Below are 14,188 nucleotides of genomic sequence, written 5' to 3' on the forward strand. Positions count from 1 at the left end.
GGCGGCGACAGTTCTGCTGGCGACGCCGGCCGACGCTAAACATCGTCACAGGCATTTCAAGCCGCTTTCACCGCGAGTGGAGCAGCCGCTGACGCCGCGGGTCGACCAGCCCCTGAAGCCGCGGGGGAAATCGCGGCGCAAGCAGCCGAAACCGAGGGGCGAGCAACGGATCACGCGCAGCCCCGCACAGCAGACGACGCAGCCTCCGCTGCCATCGGCCACCAATGTTCCCCTGCCGGAGCAACGTCCCGCAGGCACGCCAAACACGGAAGAAAATCCGAAGACGGAAGAACAGAAGGCCGAGGCTCCAAAGAGCGGCGGCAGCTCCGATCGGTTCAATGAAGAAACGTCCCATTACAAGAAACAGGCGCGCCCCGAACCGCCAGCCAATATGGAAAGCGAGCCGGAGCCGCCGGCCGTGGCGCCAACACCGACACCAAAGCCCGATGTCCAGGAGCCCGAGGCCCAGCCGCCCGACGTCGTCCCGCGGCCGCCGCAAAAGCCGGCCGATGCCGGCGACCAGAAGGTGCTTCCCGACCCGCGCTCGGCCGACCTGCCGGCGGACAAGATGCCCGCCGAAGAAGTTGCCTGCCGGGAGCGGCTGAAGGCGCTCGGCGTCGAATTCGAGGAACACAAGGCGGAAAGCAATCCCGAAATCGGCTGTTCGATCCCCTATCCCCTGGTGCTGAAATCACTCGGCAAGTCGATCGCGATTGCCCCCGACACCGAGCTCAATTGCCCGATGGCGGAGGCGACGGCGCGTTTTGCCGCTGAGGTCGTCCAGCCAGCGGCGAAAGCCGAATTCGGCGCCGATCTGAAATCGATCGGTCAGGCATCGGCCTTCGTCTGCCGACCGCGACACGGCGCCGGGAAACTGTCGGAGCACGCTTTCGGCAACGCGCTCGACATCGCCAGCTTCACCCTATCGGACGGCAGGACAATCGAGGTCGGCCTGACGCCGCCAGAGAAAGAGGGCAAGTTCCTCGACGCCGTCCGCAAGGCCGCCTGCGGTCCGTTCAAGACCGTGCTTGGACCCGGCGCTGACGCTGACCACGCCTTGCATTTCCATTTCGACCTCGAACCGCGCCGCCATGGCGGCACGTTTTGCCAATGAGCATTGGCCGAACGTGCCGCAATTCAGCCGCAGGCATGAACGCGGCCGCTGAGTTTTCCTTTACCCTTGATCGTTAAAATACCGGATATCCGGGCCATGATCCCGAAAAGTGGAACCGGTTTTCGGAAAAAGATCATGGTCAGGCAAAGGTAGAACCTGGTCAGGATCAGGTTCGGGGACAGGATTCCGCCAATGGCCGGCAAATTTCGCGCCGTGTTTCTCTCCATAGCGCGCCAACCCAGACCTGCGGCGCTGCTGGCCACCGGCCTTGCGCTGGCCACGGTTTCGGCCTGCAACACCGGTAACGTGCTGTCGCTCGAACCGGCGGTCGATGTCGGCTCGCAGACCGCGGCCGTGCCGCAATATTCAGGGATGCAGAGGCTTGTCCCGTCCAATCCCTACATGACCCAGGCCGCCTATCCGCGCATGGATACCCCGGTGTCACCGACCGAACAGATGCCGGCCAGCGAGACAGACTGCCGCCAGCAGCTGAAACGCCTCGATGTTGCCTATACCGATCTGGCGCCGATCCATGAAGGCCAGTGCGGCATTGACTATCCGGTCAAGGTCTCGGCCATCGGCAGCGTCGAGATGAAGCCCGCCGCGACGCTGACCTGCGACATGGCCGCCACCTTCGCCGCCTGGACGAAGAACGAACTGGTTCCCTCCGCCCGCTGGCGCTACTTCTCCGGCGTCAAGACCATCCACCAGGGCTCGAGCTATTCCTGCCGCAACATCGCCGGCGAAGGCGTGCTGTCGGAGCACGGCAAAGGCAACGCGCTCGACGTCATGAGCATCGAGCTCAACAATGGCGATGACATCGACGTGCGCAAGCCCGGCCTGTTCGCCTTCCGCACGCGCGGCTTCCTCAACAATGTGCGTGCCGACGGCTGCCAGTATTTCACCACCGTGCTCGGCCCCGGCTACAACTACGACCACCGCAACCATTTCCATTTCGACATCAAGAACCGCAAGAACGGCTATCGCGCCTGCCGCTGATGCATGTCGCCCAAAAATGACCTCGTCGCAGGAATCCCTTTCCAGCCGACGCCCTTTGGCATTGACGACCATACCCTCTGCCGGCGGAACACGACTCCGCATAGAGTGAAGCCGAAACGTTCAGGCGGCGGCACATGGACCAGCAAAGCCTTCCGCGACGCATTGCAACCTGGGTGGTCGCCTTTCTGGCCGCCTGGCTGGCACTCGCCTATTTCGCTGCGCCGGGATTCTGGACATTCCGGAACCGCGGCTTTCGCAACAACCCCTTCGAGATGGTCACGCACACGCCGCAAGGCATTCCCGGCGACCCGATCAATGTCGGTCTTGTCGGTACCGAGAAGGAGGTGGTCCATGCCTTCGCGGTCGCCGGCTGGGATACGGCCGACGCCGTCACCTTGAGAACCGCCATCGATATCGGCGAAAGTGTCCTGTTTTCCCGCCCTTATCCCGATGAGCCGATGAGTCGCCTGCTGTTCGAAGGCCGCGCCCAGGAGCTCGCTTTCGAAAAGCCGGCCGGCGACAGTGCCGACCGGCGCCATCACGTCCGTTTCTGGCAGACGGACACGGTCGGCGATGACGGCCGTCCGTTCTGGTTGGGTGCCGCAAGCTTCGATCGCGGCGTCGGTCTCAGCCACGACACGGGCGCAATCACGCATCACATCAGCCCCGACATCGACGCTGAACGCCAGTTTCTCATCGGCGATCTGAGTGCCGCCGGCCAGTTGATCTCGACCAGCGAACTGGCTGGCATCGGCGCCACCACGACCGGCCGCAATGGCGGTCGCGATCCCTACTTCACCGACGGCAAGGCAATCATCGGCGTGTTGAAGCAGCTGCGGTGACTCGTGTCACGCCACGGTGATCACGATCTTGGCGAATCGACAGCCCCGCGCATTGTCGTGCACGCCGTCTGGCCGGTAACGCGCGCTCGCGCCAAAGGTGCGGGTTGCAGTCGATGCCCTTGTCGAACACTTTTCGGCGCCGCCGCGAGACAACGCCTGAAAGATATGCGTCATATTCTAAAAATGACGGCGGACTATTTTCGAGCGGCCCAACGCAATGCTATTGAGCCCTCATGCTATACGTTGAAATCGCTATCGTGGTCGTCCTCATTTGCGTGAACGGCCTTCTGGCAATGTCCGAGCTCGCCATTGTCTCGTCACGGCCAGCCCGGCTCAAGGCAATGATCGACCGCAATATCAACGGCGCCGGCCGTGCCCTGGCGCTCGGCTCCAATCCCGGCAAATTCCTGTCCTCGGTGCAGATCGGCATCACCCTGGTCGGTGTCCTCTCCGGCGCCTTCTCCGGCGCCACGCTGGGTGATCGACTGGCGGTGTTCCTTGCCTCGACCGGCATCCGCGAAGGCATCGCCGACCCGCTCGGCGTCGGCATCGTGGTTGCCATCATTACCTATTTCTCACTGATTGTTGGCGAACTGGTGCCCAAGCAGATCGCCTTGCGCGATCCCGAGCGGGTTGCCGTCCGCGCGGCGCCCGCGATGACCATCCTTGCCACCGTTTCGGCGCCATTGGTGTTCCTGCTCGACGTTTCCGGCCGGGCTGTTCTGTGGCTGCTCGGCCAGCGCGGCGAAAGCGAGGAGAAGGTCACCGACGAGGAGATCAAGATGCTGGTCGCCGAGGCCGAGCATCACGGCACCATCGAATCCGACGAGCGCCGCATGATCGCCGGCGTCATGCGGCTTGGTGACCGCGCCGTGCGCGCCGTGATGTCGCCGCGCACCGACGTCGACTGGATCAATCTGCAGTCCGACGATGCCACGATCCGCAAGCTTTTGATGGAGACGCAGCATTCACGCCTGCCGGCTGGCGACGGCAGCGTCGACGCCATGATCGGCGTCGTGCAGACCCGCGACGTGCTGGCGGCACTGCTTGGCGGTCGCGCGCTCGATCCGCGCAAACATGTGCGCGCGGCACCCATCGTCCACGACCAGGCCGACGCACTGGACGTGCTGCAGAAGCTGAAAGAATCCGACGTGCCGATGGCGCTGGTGCATGACGAATACGGCCACTTCGAAGGCATCGTCACCCCTGCGGACATTCTCGAGGCCATCACCGGCGTCTTCCGCTCGGATCTCGAAGCCGGCGAGGAAGAAAACGCCGTCCAGCGCGACGACGGCTCATGGCTGCTCGCCGGCTACATGCAGGCCGACGAGATGGCCGAGGTCCTCGGCATCGACCTGCCGGAAAACCGCGACTATGAGACCGTCGCCGGCTATGTGCTGTCACACATGCATCATTTGCCAACGACCGGCGAATGCGTCGACGCTCAAGGCTGGCGCTTCGAAGTGGTCGATCTCGACGGCCGCCGCATCGACAAGCTGATCGCCACCCGCCTGCAGAGCGGCCACCGTGAAGTGGTACGCTGACAACAGAGGTCAAGCTGATCGAGATGGCCGCGAGGGTCAGACCAGGGACCCTGCGGCATGCCAAGTTGCGCTAGCCGTCCGACTCGAGGGAACTCGCCCCCTCAAACCGTGGCTTCGATTGGTTCGGCAAGTCTGGGGTTTGAGCGCGTGGCGATCAGGCAGCTGGCCACGATGAGGCCTGCTCCAGCCAGCGTGGTCCAGGTCACCGCCTCGTCGAAGAAGAGGAAGCCGAGCGCGATCGCCCAGATGAAGGCCGAGTATTCCGTCGGGATCAGATATTGCGCTTCGGCGCGGGCATAGGCCCAGCTCATCAGGAATTGGCCGGCGAGTGACAGTGCCGTCACTCCGGCAAGCGGAAGCCAGAGATTGCCCGGCAGGGCGATGGCGAGCCAGGGCGCGGCAAGGCCAAGGATCACCGCAACGCAGAGGTTCTGGAACAGCATGATCTCGATGGGCTTGGCCACCAGCGCCTGTTGCCGCGCAAGGATCAGATTGTAGGCGTAGAACACGGTCGATACGAGCACCGCGGCAGTCCCAAGCAGGGCATCGCCGGCATAGCTTCTCTGTCCGAACTGTCCGGCCACGATGATTGCGACGCCCGCTATCCCGGCCAATGAGGCCCAGATCGCCTGCCGCTGTATCCGCTCGCCCAGCAAAAGCGCGGCCAGGAGAAGCGCAAACAGGGGCGCCACGAAACTAAGCCCGATCGCCTCGGCCAGCGGCAGCCTGGCAAGCCCCCAGAAGAAGGACAAAAGGACGATGCCGACAACAGCGGCCCGCAGCGCATGCAGCCTCAGCACCGAGGGAGCAGGAAGCGAGCGCGGCCCCGCCAACCAGCCGGTGCCCGCGACCACGGTCGCCAGCATGCTGCGCCACAGCACCGTATTGTAAACGCCGACCGCGATGACCAGCACCTTCATCGCGGCATCCATGCCGGACAGGAGGAAGATGCCAAGCGCGCATACGAGCACCGGGATCATCGGGGAAACGGCGCCGGCCAGGCTGGATGACTTCACGCGGGCGTACTCAGGTGACGGATGCAAGCTGACATATCAGGGCAAGGCGGCGGGGCCAGATGGCAGCCCCGCCGATATGGAGGTCCAACGATGCCGGCGCGCGCCTCGCGCTTCGCGGCCCGCACCGGCAAAGCGGGCGATCCGATCCTGTTGCTCGACCAGGACCGTAGCCGATGGAACTGGTCGCTGATCCGCCGCGGTCTCGACGGCCTGAACCGCGCGATGACCCTGACACCGACCCCCCGGGCCCCTATCTGCTGCAGGCGATGATCGCCGCCTGCCATGCCCGCGCGGTGACCGCCGCCGACACCGACTGGATCGCGATATCGGCCTATTACCAGGCTCTTGCCCTAGCCGGTTCGGCGCCGCCCCTCATCGCCCTGCCGGGCACTTCTCCCCGTATCGGGCACTTCTCCCCGTATAGTGACGGGGAGAAGGCCGCTGTCATCGATGGTTCGCCAAACAGAAACGTTGCAGAATATTAAGCCGAGGTCGCGGTCAGCCCTTCTCCCCGTCACTATACTGGGAGAAGGTGGCGGCAGCCGGATGAGGGGCAGCGCTACGTTTGCTCGAGCAGCACTTATGGGCCTCTTAGCGAAAAAGGGCGGCGCAAGCGCCGCCCCATATTCCTTGGGAGGATAATCTCAAAGAGCGATCAGGCCGCCTTGATTTCCTCGTCGACCACTTCGGCGTCGCGCGCCTTCTTCAGCGCCTTGGCCCACCAGGCGACATCGTTGACCAGCGCGGCGGCGGCCTGGTTCAGGTGCTCGAGATCTTCAAGCTTCTTCTCGCCCTGGCGCACGGCGAGGAAGTCGCCCCAGGCGATATGGACGGCGGACTTGACCGGCGCCATCTGCAGTTCGACGGCATGGAGGCGGAGCTGCTCGACGGCGCGGGCGCCGCCGACGCTGCCATAGCCGACGAAGCCGGCCGGCTTCTTGTTCCATTCGTTGGCGGCGTAGTCGATGGCGTTCTTCAGCACCGCCGTCGGGCCATGATTGTATTCGGCGGCGGTGAAGATGAAGCCGTCATACTCGGCGACCTTCTTCTGCCAGCGCTGCGCCACCTCGTTGGTCGAGGGCACCCAGGCGGAGGAGGCGACTTCGTCGAAGAAAGGCAGCGGGAAGTCACGCAGGTCGACGACTTCCACGTCGATGTCGGCATGCGACTTGGCGATCTTGGCGATCCATTGGGTGGGCACATCGGCGAAGCGCGCGGCGCGCGTCGAACCGACGATGATGGCGATCTTGGGTTTTGACATGGGAGGCTCTCCATTCCGGTAAAAGCTGGTATCGTTTAGATACCGGCGCTATATGAGATACCGTCAACTCCCGACGCAAGGAGGCACCTTTTTGTTACTGAGGCACCCGCACCGCACCGAAGACTGCCGCGCCATTTCGGAAATCCTGCAGCGCGTCGGCGACAAATGGACCGTGCTCGTGGTCGGCAAGCTTGGCGATGGGCCGCTGCGTTTCAATGAGTTGCGCGCGGCTGTCGGCGGCATCTCGCAGAAGATGCTGACCACCACCTTACGCGGCCTGGAACGCGACGGCTTCGTCACCCGCACCGTGTTCCCGACCATCCCGCCGCGCGTCGATTACGAACTGACCGAACTCGGCCATGAACTCTTGATTCCGGTCAGCGCGCTTGGCGAATGGGCACGCAGGAACACCCAGCGCGTCAGGGCGGCACGCGAGAAATTCGACGGCATGCATGGCTGAAACCCTTGCGTGGCAAGGAATCCGGAGTTTCACGGTCAGCGACGCTGCTGGACGGCAAGCGAACCCGTAATTCTCCAAACGAGGTCCCGCAGCTCAGTCTTATGGCGCTTGAGATTGATCGACGAACGCGCCAGCCCGACCACGCCAGTCATAAACCAAGGGCTGTCATCGGGCTCGTGGCGCCATGTCCCCGCAAGGCGCCGGACTGCAGATCGCGCAGGCCGCGGTTGGCACCCTGACGCCCTTGTCGCCGTGCAAGCAGGCGGTGCATGGAAGGTCGTCTTTGGCTTCGGCATAGGCGGTTACGCCGAGCAGGCAGACCAGAGCGACAAGGGCTGCCACGAGCCAGCCGTTCAGCATGTGTTGACGCAGTGTCTCTCCTCCAACACCGGCAGAATCAGGCGTGAAGGCAACCGTCGAATGTCGCGAAGCGCGACGCCCGCACGGGCGATGTTGCAATCGGCCTGTATGGGGAGAACTGGCTGTCGTCAATTCTCGGCGGGCACCGCCTTCGGCTTGCCCTCGCCATCCAGCGCCACCATGACGAAATCGGCGTGCGTCACCTTTTCCATCAGGTCGGAGAGATAGCGCTGCGCCCAGGCCTCGACCTTGAGTGTCATCGAGGTGCGGCCGACGCGTTCGACATGGGTGTAGATGCACAGCGTGTCGCCGATCTTCATCGGCTTGGCGAAGGACATCTCCTTGACCGCGGCCGTCACCACGCGCCCCCTGGCGCGCTCGGCGGCGCGGATGCCACAGGCAAGGTCCATCTGCGCCATCACCCAGCCGCCGAAAATGTCGCCGGCCGCATTGGCGTCCGAAGGCATGGCGAGCGTGCGCAGCGTCAGGTCTCCGATCGGCCGTCCATCCGCGTAGTGCACCATGCGAGAAATCCTTGAGATCGATTGCCCTCGATCCCGTAGCGTCACGGCGCAGGCACGTCAACGCGCGGCGGGATCGTGCCACGGCCTGCATCGCGCTTGTCCATGCGACCGCCTCTCGCACTCCCGGGCAAAACCTCGCCTGGCGGCTAAAAGTAGCGCGCGAGGTTCGAGCGGATGCGATCGAGAACGGTATTTCCCGACATGTCGGGAACGAATGCCTTGCCCGTGATCGCCTCGTAGGCCTGCGCGTATATCTTGGAGGCCTGTTCGACGATCCCGTCGGGAATCTTCGGGATCGGATCCTTGTAGGGATCGCAGCGCGCCGTCACCCACGAGCGGATGAAATCCTTGTCGAAGCTCTCCGGCCGCGCGCCGCTTGCGAGCGCCCGTTCGTAGCTCGCCGCGATCCAGTAACGGCTGCTGTCGGGCGTGTGGATTTCGTCGGCCAGGATGATGGTGCCGTTCCTGTCGGTGCCGAATTCGTATTTCGTGTCGGCCAGGATCAGGCCGCGCTCGGCGGCGCGCGCCTGGCCGCGGGCGAACAGCTTCAACGCGTAGCTCGAAACGGTATCCCACTGCGCCTGCGTGAGCAGGCCCTGCTCGATGATCTCGGCCCTGGACAACGGCTCGTCATGGCCGCCACCCGGCGTGATCACAGGCTCGGCCAGCTTTTCATTGTCGCGCAACCCGTCCGGCAGGCGCATTCCATACATGTCCCGATCGCCGCGCTTGTAGCGGGTCAGGATCGAGGTGCTGGTGGTTCCGGCCAGGTAGCCACGCACGACGATCTCGACCGGCAGGATATCGAGCCGCGTGCCGACGACGACATTAGGATCGGGATATTCGAGCACATGGTTCGGGCAGATATCGGCGGTTTCCTCGAACCAGTACCGCGCCGTCTGGGTGAGGATCTCGCCCTTGAACGGGATCGAGGTCAGGATGATGTCGAAGGCACTGAGGCGGTCGGTGGCGATGATGATGCGCCGCCCGTCGGCCAGGTCGTAATTCTCGCGGACCTTGCCCTTGTAGTGGCCCGGCAGTTCGGGAATGAAAGCATCCGACAGGGTCCGCATGTGATTTCCTGCCTTCCGCAGAGTGGCCAGGGCATGGTTCCGAAAAGTTGCAGACTTTTCGGAAAAAATCATGCGCCAAAAATAAGTCCATCGCATAAGCTGTCGGCCCCATGCATATCAAGCGCGATTGTCGGTATTCCCCGCAACTCGCCCCGGCATCGCGGTCGCTTTTTTCACAACGCATGCCGGAAGGCACGGCGACGTGGCGGACCAGTCGCGTCTAGGCTGCGGCCAGATTTTCGGAGCCGCTTATTTCCATCATGCAGACTTATGATTTCATTATCGTCGGCTCCGGCTCGGCCGGTTCGGTGCTCGCGGATAAATTGTCGGCCTCGGGCCGGTTCTCGGTGCTGGTGCTCGAAGCGGGCGGCACCGACCGGCGCTTCTACGTGCAGATGCCGCTGGGCTACGGCAAGACCTTCTTCGACCCCAAGGTCAACTGGAACTACAAGCCCGAGCCCGACCCCGGCCTTGGCGGCAATGTCGACCATTGGCCGCGCGGCAAGCTGCTCGGCGGCTCGAGCTCGATCAACGCCATGGTGTGGATCAGGGGCGCGCGCGAGGATTTCGACGACTGGCGCGCCGCCGGCAATCCCGGCTGGGGCTACGACGATTTGCTGCCGGTCTTTAAGGCGATCGAGGACAATGAGGCCGGCGCCGACAAATGGCGCGGCACCGGCGGCCCGCTGCACATCACCGACACCACGAAGGCCGTCCACCCGCTGACGAAGCGTTATCTCGCCGCCGGCCAGCAGGCCGGCCTGCCGCTTAATCCTGATTTCAACGGTGCGGCCCAGGAAGGCGTCGGCATCTACCAGATCTCGACCAGGAACGGCCGCCGCATGTCGGCGGCGCGCGCCTTCCTGCGCCCGGCGATGAAGCGCGGCAATGTCCGCGTCGAGACCAACGCGCTGGCAAGCCGCATCCTGTTCGAGGGCAAGCGCGCCGTCGGCATCGAATATCTTCAGTACGGCCAGACGAAGACGGCCCGCGCCGGCCGCGAGGTGATTCTTTCCACCGGCTCGATCAACTCGCCGCAGCTTTTGCAACTCTCCGGCATCGGACCCTCGGCGCTGCTCAAGCAGTTGGGCATCCCGGTCGTTCATGCCAACGAGAATGTCGGCGCCAATCTGCAGGACCATGTCGGCATCAACTATACGTTCAAGGGCAAACTGCCGACGCTGAACCAGATCCTGCGTCCCTGGTGGGGCAAGCTGCTGGTCGGCATGCAATACATCCTCACCCGTTCCGGCCCGCTGTCGCTGTCGATGAACCATGGCGGTGGTTTCTTCCGCACCGACCCGGCGGCCACGCGGCCCAACATGCAGCTCTATTTCCAGGCCTTCTCGACCATTATTCCAAAGAGCGGCGAGCGTCCGATCCTGACCCCGGATCCCTGGCCGGGCTTCTCCATCGGCCTCTCCAACTGCCGCCCGTCGAGCCGTGGCGAGATCATGATCCGCTCCAGCAACCCGCTGGATCATCCAAAAATCGTCGCCAACGCCTATTCGACCAATGCGGACGTCGACGAAATGCTGGCGGCGGTGAAGTTCGTGCGCAAGATCGCCTCGATGCCGGCCATGGCCGAGATCATCGCCGAAGAGGTCCTGCCCGGCCCGTCGATCCAGTCCGACGCCGACCTGATCACGGATTTCAGAAAGCGCTCCGGCACCGTCTATCACCCGGTTTCGACCTGCCGCATGGGCCCCGACCCATCGCGCGCCGTCGTCGATCCGCGGCTTAAGGTGCACGGGCTCGAAGGCCTGCGCGTCATCGACGCCTCGATTTTCCCGGACAACATCACCGGCAACACCAACGCCGCCTCCGTCATGACCGGATGGAAGGGCGCCGAACTGGTTCTGGAGGACCACAAATGAAGATCACCGACGTCAAGACCTGGGTTGTCGGCAACCCGCCGCCCGGCATCGGCGGCAAGTATTTCATCTTCGTCAAGCTGACCACCGATGGCGGCGTGGTCGGTTACGGCGAGGCCTACAACGCCACCTTCTCGGCCCATGTCACCGCCAGGATGGTCGAGGACATGGCCGAGCGCTATCTCGTCGGCCGCGATCCGCACGATGTCGAGAACTTCTTCCGGCGCGCCTATTCCTCGGGCTTCACCCAGCGCCCCGACGTGTCCGGAATGGGCTGTTTTTCCGCGCTCGAAATGGCCTGCTGGGACATTATCGGCAAGGAGGCTGACAAGCCGGTCTACAAGCTGCTCGGCGGTCAGGTGCACGAGACATTGCGCTCCTACACCTACCTCTATCCGCACACCGGCAGCGTTCATTCCGAGGATGCGCCGGACGGCAAGAATGTCTACAACGATCCCGATCTGGCGGCGGCCTGCGCGCTCGAATATGTCGAGCAGGGCTTCAATGCCGTCAAGCTCGACCCGGCCGGCCCCTATACCGCCTTCGACGGCCACCAGCCGCGCCTGCTCGACATCGATGTCTCCACCCGCATGATCAAGGCGATCCGCGAGGCGGTCGGCACCCGCGCCGACATATTGTTCGGCACGCATGGCCAGTTCACCGCTTCGGGCGCGCTGCGCATCGCGCGCGCCATCGAGCCCTATGATCCGCTGTGGTTCGAGGAGCCGGTGCCGCCCGATATGCCCGAAGTGATGGCGCAGGTCGCTCGCGGCACCTCCATCCCGATCGCCACCGGCGAGCGGCTGACGACAAAGTCCGAATTCGCCCGCGTCATAGAGAACCGCGCCGCGACCATCCTGCAGCCGGATCTCGGCCGCTCCGGCGGCATTCTCGAAACCAAGAAGATCGCCGCGATGGCCGAGGCCTATCACATCCAGATCGCGCCGCACTGCTATTGCGGACCAATCGTCGGTGCCGCCAACATCCAGCTGGCGGTGACGCTGCCCAACTTCCTCATTCTCGAATCCCTGAAGCAATGGGATGGTTTCCACGCCACCCTGCTGAAGAAGAAGATCGAGTGGCAGGACGGCAATGTCATCCCGTCGAAGGAGCCCGGCCTCGGCGTCGAGCTCAACGAGGACGTCTGCGACGCGCATCCATACACCGGCAAGGACCTGCATCTGCAGATGATGCAGACGCCGTTGATGCCGTGAGCGAAAGCTACGCCTTCATCGGCCTCGGCCATCTCGGCGGCAACCTTGCCGCCAGCCTCATCCGCAACGGCTTCGCGGTCACCGTCTTCGACCGCGACCCGGCGGCGATCGAGCGCCTGGTGGCGCTCGGCGCCACATCGGCGAACAGCCCCGCCGAGGCCTCGGCGCAGGCCGGCAATGCCATCTCTTGCCTGCCGTCGCCCAAGGTCAGTGAAGCGGTGCTGGCCGGCCCCGGCGGATTGCTGGAAGGCTTGCCCAAGGGCGGCACCTGGATCGAGATGTCGACCAATGGCCGTGACGAGATCGTGCGCCTCGCCGCCCTCGCCTCGGCCAAGGGTGTCGAGACCTTGGAATGCCCGGTCACCGGCGGCGTGCATCTGGCGGCGGCTGGAAAAATCACCGCGCTGGTCGGCGGCGATGCCGCGCTTTACGAACGCCATCGCCCGGCGATCGAGGCCATGTGCGCGCGGTCTTTCCTGATGGGCCCGGTTGGCTCGGCGGCGGTGATCAAGGTGATCACCAACATGCTGGCCTTCATCCATCTCGTCGCCGCCGGCGAGGCATTGATGCTGGCCAAGCAAGGCGGGCTCGACCTTGCCCAGTCCTATCACGCCATCGTCGCCTCCTCCGGCAACAGCTTCGTGCATGAGACCGAAAGCCAGCTCGTTCTCAACGGTTCCTACGATATCGGCTTCACCATGGATCTGGCGCTGAAGGACCTCGGCTTCGCGCTTGGCATGGGCAGGGATTTCGGCGTGCCGCTCGAGCTGGCCTCGCGCGTCAACGCGATTTTCGAGCAAGGCAAGGCGGCTTATGGCGGCGGTGCCTGGTCGACCCAAATCGTCAAGCTGCTCGAGGACGCCGTCGGCGCCGACCTGCGTGCGCCCGGCTTCCCGGCCAGGCTGGAAATATGATCCCGGCAAACCAGCGAATGAAATCAAGGCGTTGAGCAAGCATCTGGAATCACGGCCGCAACAACTTGAATCAGAGCTAGAACGTCCCGACTGGTTTATCGGGAGAGTTTCGATCAGACTGCATGTCTCGGCGATTGGCGGGAAACACCCTTCCCTTCGTCATCCTATGGCGAAGCGACGCGGCGCAGACCATAGGATCCATGCCGTGAGTTCAAAGCATTGCGACGGCCCGAAATTCTGCTCCGCCGCACTCTTCGGCCAAGGTCGCGGCATGGATCCCAGGGTCTCCGCGACGGAGCTTCGCTCCTGCTTCGCCCTGGGATGACGAGGTTGTGGGACGCTCTGCCCTCGGGCAACGCCTTGATTCAATATCTGAGCGTCAGGGCGCCGGGCAGGATCTCGAAGGTCGCCGGTATGCGTCCGGGCGACTCGCCATCTATGTCGACCAGCGCGCCGTTCTCTGCCCCATCGCCGAGCGGTTCGACAACCACTTTCCTGCCGCGCAGGATGGTGATCGCCGGATGGTCGCGGTGCCGACCGCCATAGAGCAGGCGGATATCCCAGATCAGCTTCAGCTTGCCCGCCGCGCGCAGGATGACGATGTCGAACTGCCCGTCGGTCAGTTCGGCGTCGGGCGCGATCATCATGCCGCCGCCGAAGAACTTGCCGTTGGCCACCGCCACCAGCGCCATGCGTGCCTCGACCGGAGCGCCGTCATCGATGGTGATCCTGACATTCTGGAAGCGATAACGGACGAACTCGACCACGGTGCGCCAGAGGAACAGCGTCTTGGCCGGCATCCTGCCCTTGCGCTTGTCGGCATTAACGGCGCGGTCGGTGGCGCCGGACAGGCCGAGGCTGGCGATATTGATGAAATGGCGGCTGGCCAGTGCGCCATGGTCGTCGATGTAGCAGATGCGGCCGGCGTCGACGGCCCTCGCCTTCGCCTCGGCCATCCGCTCGAGGCTCGCATCGACCTCCTTCGGCAGGCCG

Annotated in this window: 15 protein-coding genes; 10 read left to right on the top strand and 5 right to left on the bottom strand. The window is 64.0% G+C overall.

Annotated elements, in window-relative coordinates; genetic code table 11:
* Window positions 1-76 precede the first annotated feature (76 nt).
* The 4 genes from FJ958_RS30845 to FJ958_RS30865 all read left to right on the top strand — a co-directional run bounded on the left by FJ958_RS30845 (window position 77) and on the right by FJ958_RS30865 (window position 4,499).
* The gene (locus tag FJ958_RS30845; RefSeq protein WP_140749771.1) at window positions 77-1,114 is read left to right on the top strand and encodes an extensin family protein; all 1,038 of its coding nucleotides are present in this window, start codon (window positions 77-79) and stop codon (window positions 1,112-1,114) included.
* A gap of 192 nt (window positions 1,115-1,306) precedes the next feature.
* Window positions 1,307-2,113 (top strand): extensin family protein, encoded by an 807-nt coding sequence (locus FJ958_RS30850; RefSeq protein WP_140749743.1) that lies wholly within the window; start codon window positions 1,307-1,309, stop codon window positions 2,111-2,113.
* 134 nt (window positions 2,114-2,247) lie between these two features.
* A complete protein-coding gene (locus FJ958_RS30855) occupies window positions 2,248-2,955 on the top strand; it encodes an LssY C-terminal domain-containing protein (protein WP_140749745.1) in 708 nt (235 codons plus the stop codon).
* 233 nt (window positions 2,956-3,188) lie between these two features.
* Window positions 3,189-4,499 (top strand): hemolysin family protein, encoded by a 1,311-nt coding sequence (locus tag FJ958_RS30865; RefSeq protein ID WP_140749748.1) that lies wholly within the window; start codon window positions 3,189-3,191, stop codon window positions 4,497-4,499.
* Window positions 4,500-4,600: 101 nt separating this feature from the next.
* Here the strand turns inward: FJ958_RS30865 and FJ958_RS30870 are convergent, their stop codons facing one another.
* Window positions 4,601-5,479 (bottom strand): DMT family transporter, encoded by an 879-nt coding sequence (locus FJ958_RS30870; protein WP_140749774.1) that lies wholly within the window; start codon window positions 5,477-5,479, stop codon window positions 4,601-4,603.
* 57 nt (window positions 5,480-5,536) lie between these two features.
* On the opposite strand from FJ958_RS30870, the gene FJ958_RS32595 reads away from it, so the two are divergent.
* Window positions 5,537-5,785, top strand: coding sequence for a DUF6596 domain-containing protein (locus tag FJ958_RS32595; protein ID WP_348642239.1), 249 nt, complete (start codon window positions 5,537-5,539; stop codon window positions 5,783-5,785).
* Window positions 5,689-6,000: a hypothetical protein gene (locus tag FJ958_RS32370; protein ID WP_246679856.1), complete on the top strand. Its 312-nt coding sequence runs from the start codon at window positions 5,689-5,691 to the stop codon at window positions 5,998-6,000. Before FJ958_RS32595 ends, FJ958_RS32370 begins: the two co-directional genes overlap by 97 nt.
* Before the next feature lie 170 nt (window positions 6,001-6,170).
* Here the strand turns inward: FJ958_RS32370 and FJ958_RS30880 are convergent, their stop codons facing one another.
* On the bottom strand, window positions 6,171-6,776 hold the full coding sequence (locus FJ958_RS30880) for an NADPH-dependent FMN reductase (protein ID WP_140749751.1): 606 nt from the start codon (window positions 6,774-6,776) through the stop codon (window positions 6,171-6,173).
* A 91-nt stretch (window positions 6,777-6,867) separates the two neighbouring features.
* Here FJ958_RS30880 and FJ958_RS30885 point away from each other — a divergent pair, with 91 nt between their 5' ends.
* Entirely contained in the window at window positions 6,868-7,236 is a 369-nt protein-coding gene (locus tag FJ958_RS30885) for a helix-turn-helix domain-containing protein (protein ID WP_172349001.1), read from the top strand.
* A gap of 488 nt (window positions 7,237-7,724) precedes the next feature.
* Here the strand turns inward: FJ958_RS30885 and FJ958_RS30895 are convergent, their stop codons facing one another.
* Both FJ958_RS30895 and FJ958_RS30900 read right to left on the bottom strand, forming a co-directional pair.
* Entirely contained in the window at window positions 7,725-8,120 is a 396-nt protein-coding gene (locus FJ958_RS30895; protein WP_140749756.1) for an acyl-CoA thioesterase, read from the bottom strand.
* A 146-nt stretch (window positions 8,121-8,266) separates the two neighbouring features.
* The gene (locus FJ958_RS30900) at window positions 8,267-9,193 is read right to left on the bottom strand and encodes a phosphoribosylaminoimidazolesuccinocarboxamide synthase (RefSeq protein ID WP_140749759.1); all 927 of its coding nucleotides are present in this window, start codon (window positions 9,191-9,193) and stop codon (window positions 8,267-8,269) included.
* Window positions 9,194-9,453: 260 nt separating this feature from the next.
* Here FJ958_RS30900 and FJ958_RS30905 point away from each other — a divergent pair, with 260 nt between their 5' ends.
* From FJ958_RS30905 to FJ958_RS30915, 3 genes are read left to right on the top strand one after another with little or no spacing between them, the layout of a single operon-like run.
* Entirely contained in the window at window positions 9,454-11,070 is a 1,617-nt protein-coding gene (locus tag FJ958_RS30905) for a GMC family oxidoreductase N-terminal domain-containing protein (protein ID WP_140749760.1), read from the top strand.
* Entirely contained in the window at window positions 11,067-12,281 is a 1,215-nt protein-coding gene (locus FJ958_RS30910) for a mandelate racemase/muconate lactonizing enzyme family protein (RefSeq protein ID WP_140749763.1), read from the top strand. Before FJ958_RS30905 ends, FJ958_RS30910 begins: the two co-directional genes overlap by 4 nt.
* Window positions 12,278-13,195: an NAD(P)-dependent oxidoreductase gene (locus tag FJ958_RS30915; RefSeq protein WP_140749766.1), complete on the top strand. Its 918-nt coding sequence runs from the start codon at window positions 12,278-12,280 to the stop codon at window positions 13,193-13,195. The genes FJ958_RS30910 and FJ958_RS30915 overlap by 4 nt, the downstream gene beginning before the upstream one ends.
* 365 nt (window positions 13,196-13,560) lie before the next feature.
* Here the strand turns inward: FJ958_RS30915 and FJ958_RS30920 are convergent.
* The coding region (locus FJ958_RS30920) for a diacylglycerol kinase family lipid kinase (protein WP_140749768.1) at window positions 13,561-14,188 on the bottom strand (628 nt) is incomplete at its 5' end.

The sequence above is a fragment of the Mesorhizobium sp. B2-3-5 genome (genome assembly GCF_006442395.1).
Classification (GTDB): Bacteria; Pseudomonadota; Alphaproteobacteria; order Rhizobiales; family Rhizobiaceae; genus Mesorhizobium.

Coding starts and splice junctions, on each gene's coding strand:
- FJ958_RS30900 (WP_140749759.1), bottom strand. CDS start 9,193: ATGCGGACCCTGTCGGATGCTTTCATTCCCGAACTGCCGGGCCACTAC.
- FJ958_RS30910 (WP_140749763.1), top strand. CDS start 11,067: ATGAAGATCACCGACGTCAAGACCTGGGTTGTCGGCAACCCGCCGCCC.
- FJ958_RS32595 (WP_348642239.1), top strand. CDS start 5,537: ATGCAAGCTGACATATCAGGGCAAGGCGGCGGGGCCAGATGGCAGCCC.
- FJ958_RS30895 (WP_140749756.1), bottom strand. CDS start 8,120: ATGGTGCACTACGCGGATGGACGGCCGATCGGAGACCTGACGCTGCGC.
- FJ958_RS30870 (WP_140749774.1), bottom strand. CDS start 5,479: ATGATCCCGGTGCTCGTATGCGCGCTTGGCATCTTCCTCCTGTCCGGC.
- FJ958_RS30850 (WP_140749743.1), top strand. CDS start 1,307: ATGGCCGGCAAATTTCGCGCCGTGTTTCTCTCCATAGCGCGCCAACCC.
- FJ958_RS32370 (WP_246679856.1), top strand. CDS start 5,689: ATGGAACTGGTCGCTGATCCGCCGCGGTCTCGACGGCCTGAACCGCGC.
- FJ958_RS30855 (WP_140749745.1), top strand. CDS start 2,248: ATGGACCAGCAAAGCCTTCCGCGACGCATTGCAACCTGGGTGGTCGCC.
- FJ958_RS30880 (WP_140749751.1), bottom strand. CDS start 6,776: ATGTCAAAACCCAAGATCGCCATCATCGTCGGTTCGACGCGCGCCGCG.
- FJ958_RS30905 (WP_140749760.1), top strand. CDS start 9,454: ATGCAGACTTATGATTTCATTATCGTCGGCTCCGGCTCGGCCGGTTCG.
- FJ958_RS30865 (WP_140749748.1), top strand. CDS start 3,189: ATGCTATACGTTGAAATCGCTATCGTGGTCGTCCTCATTTGCGTGAAC.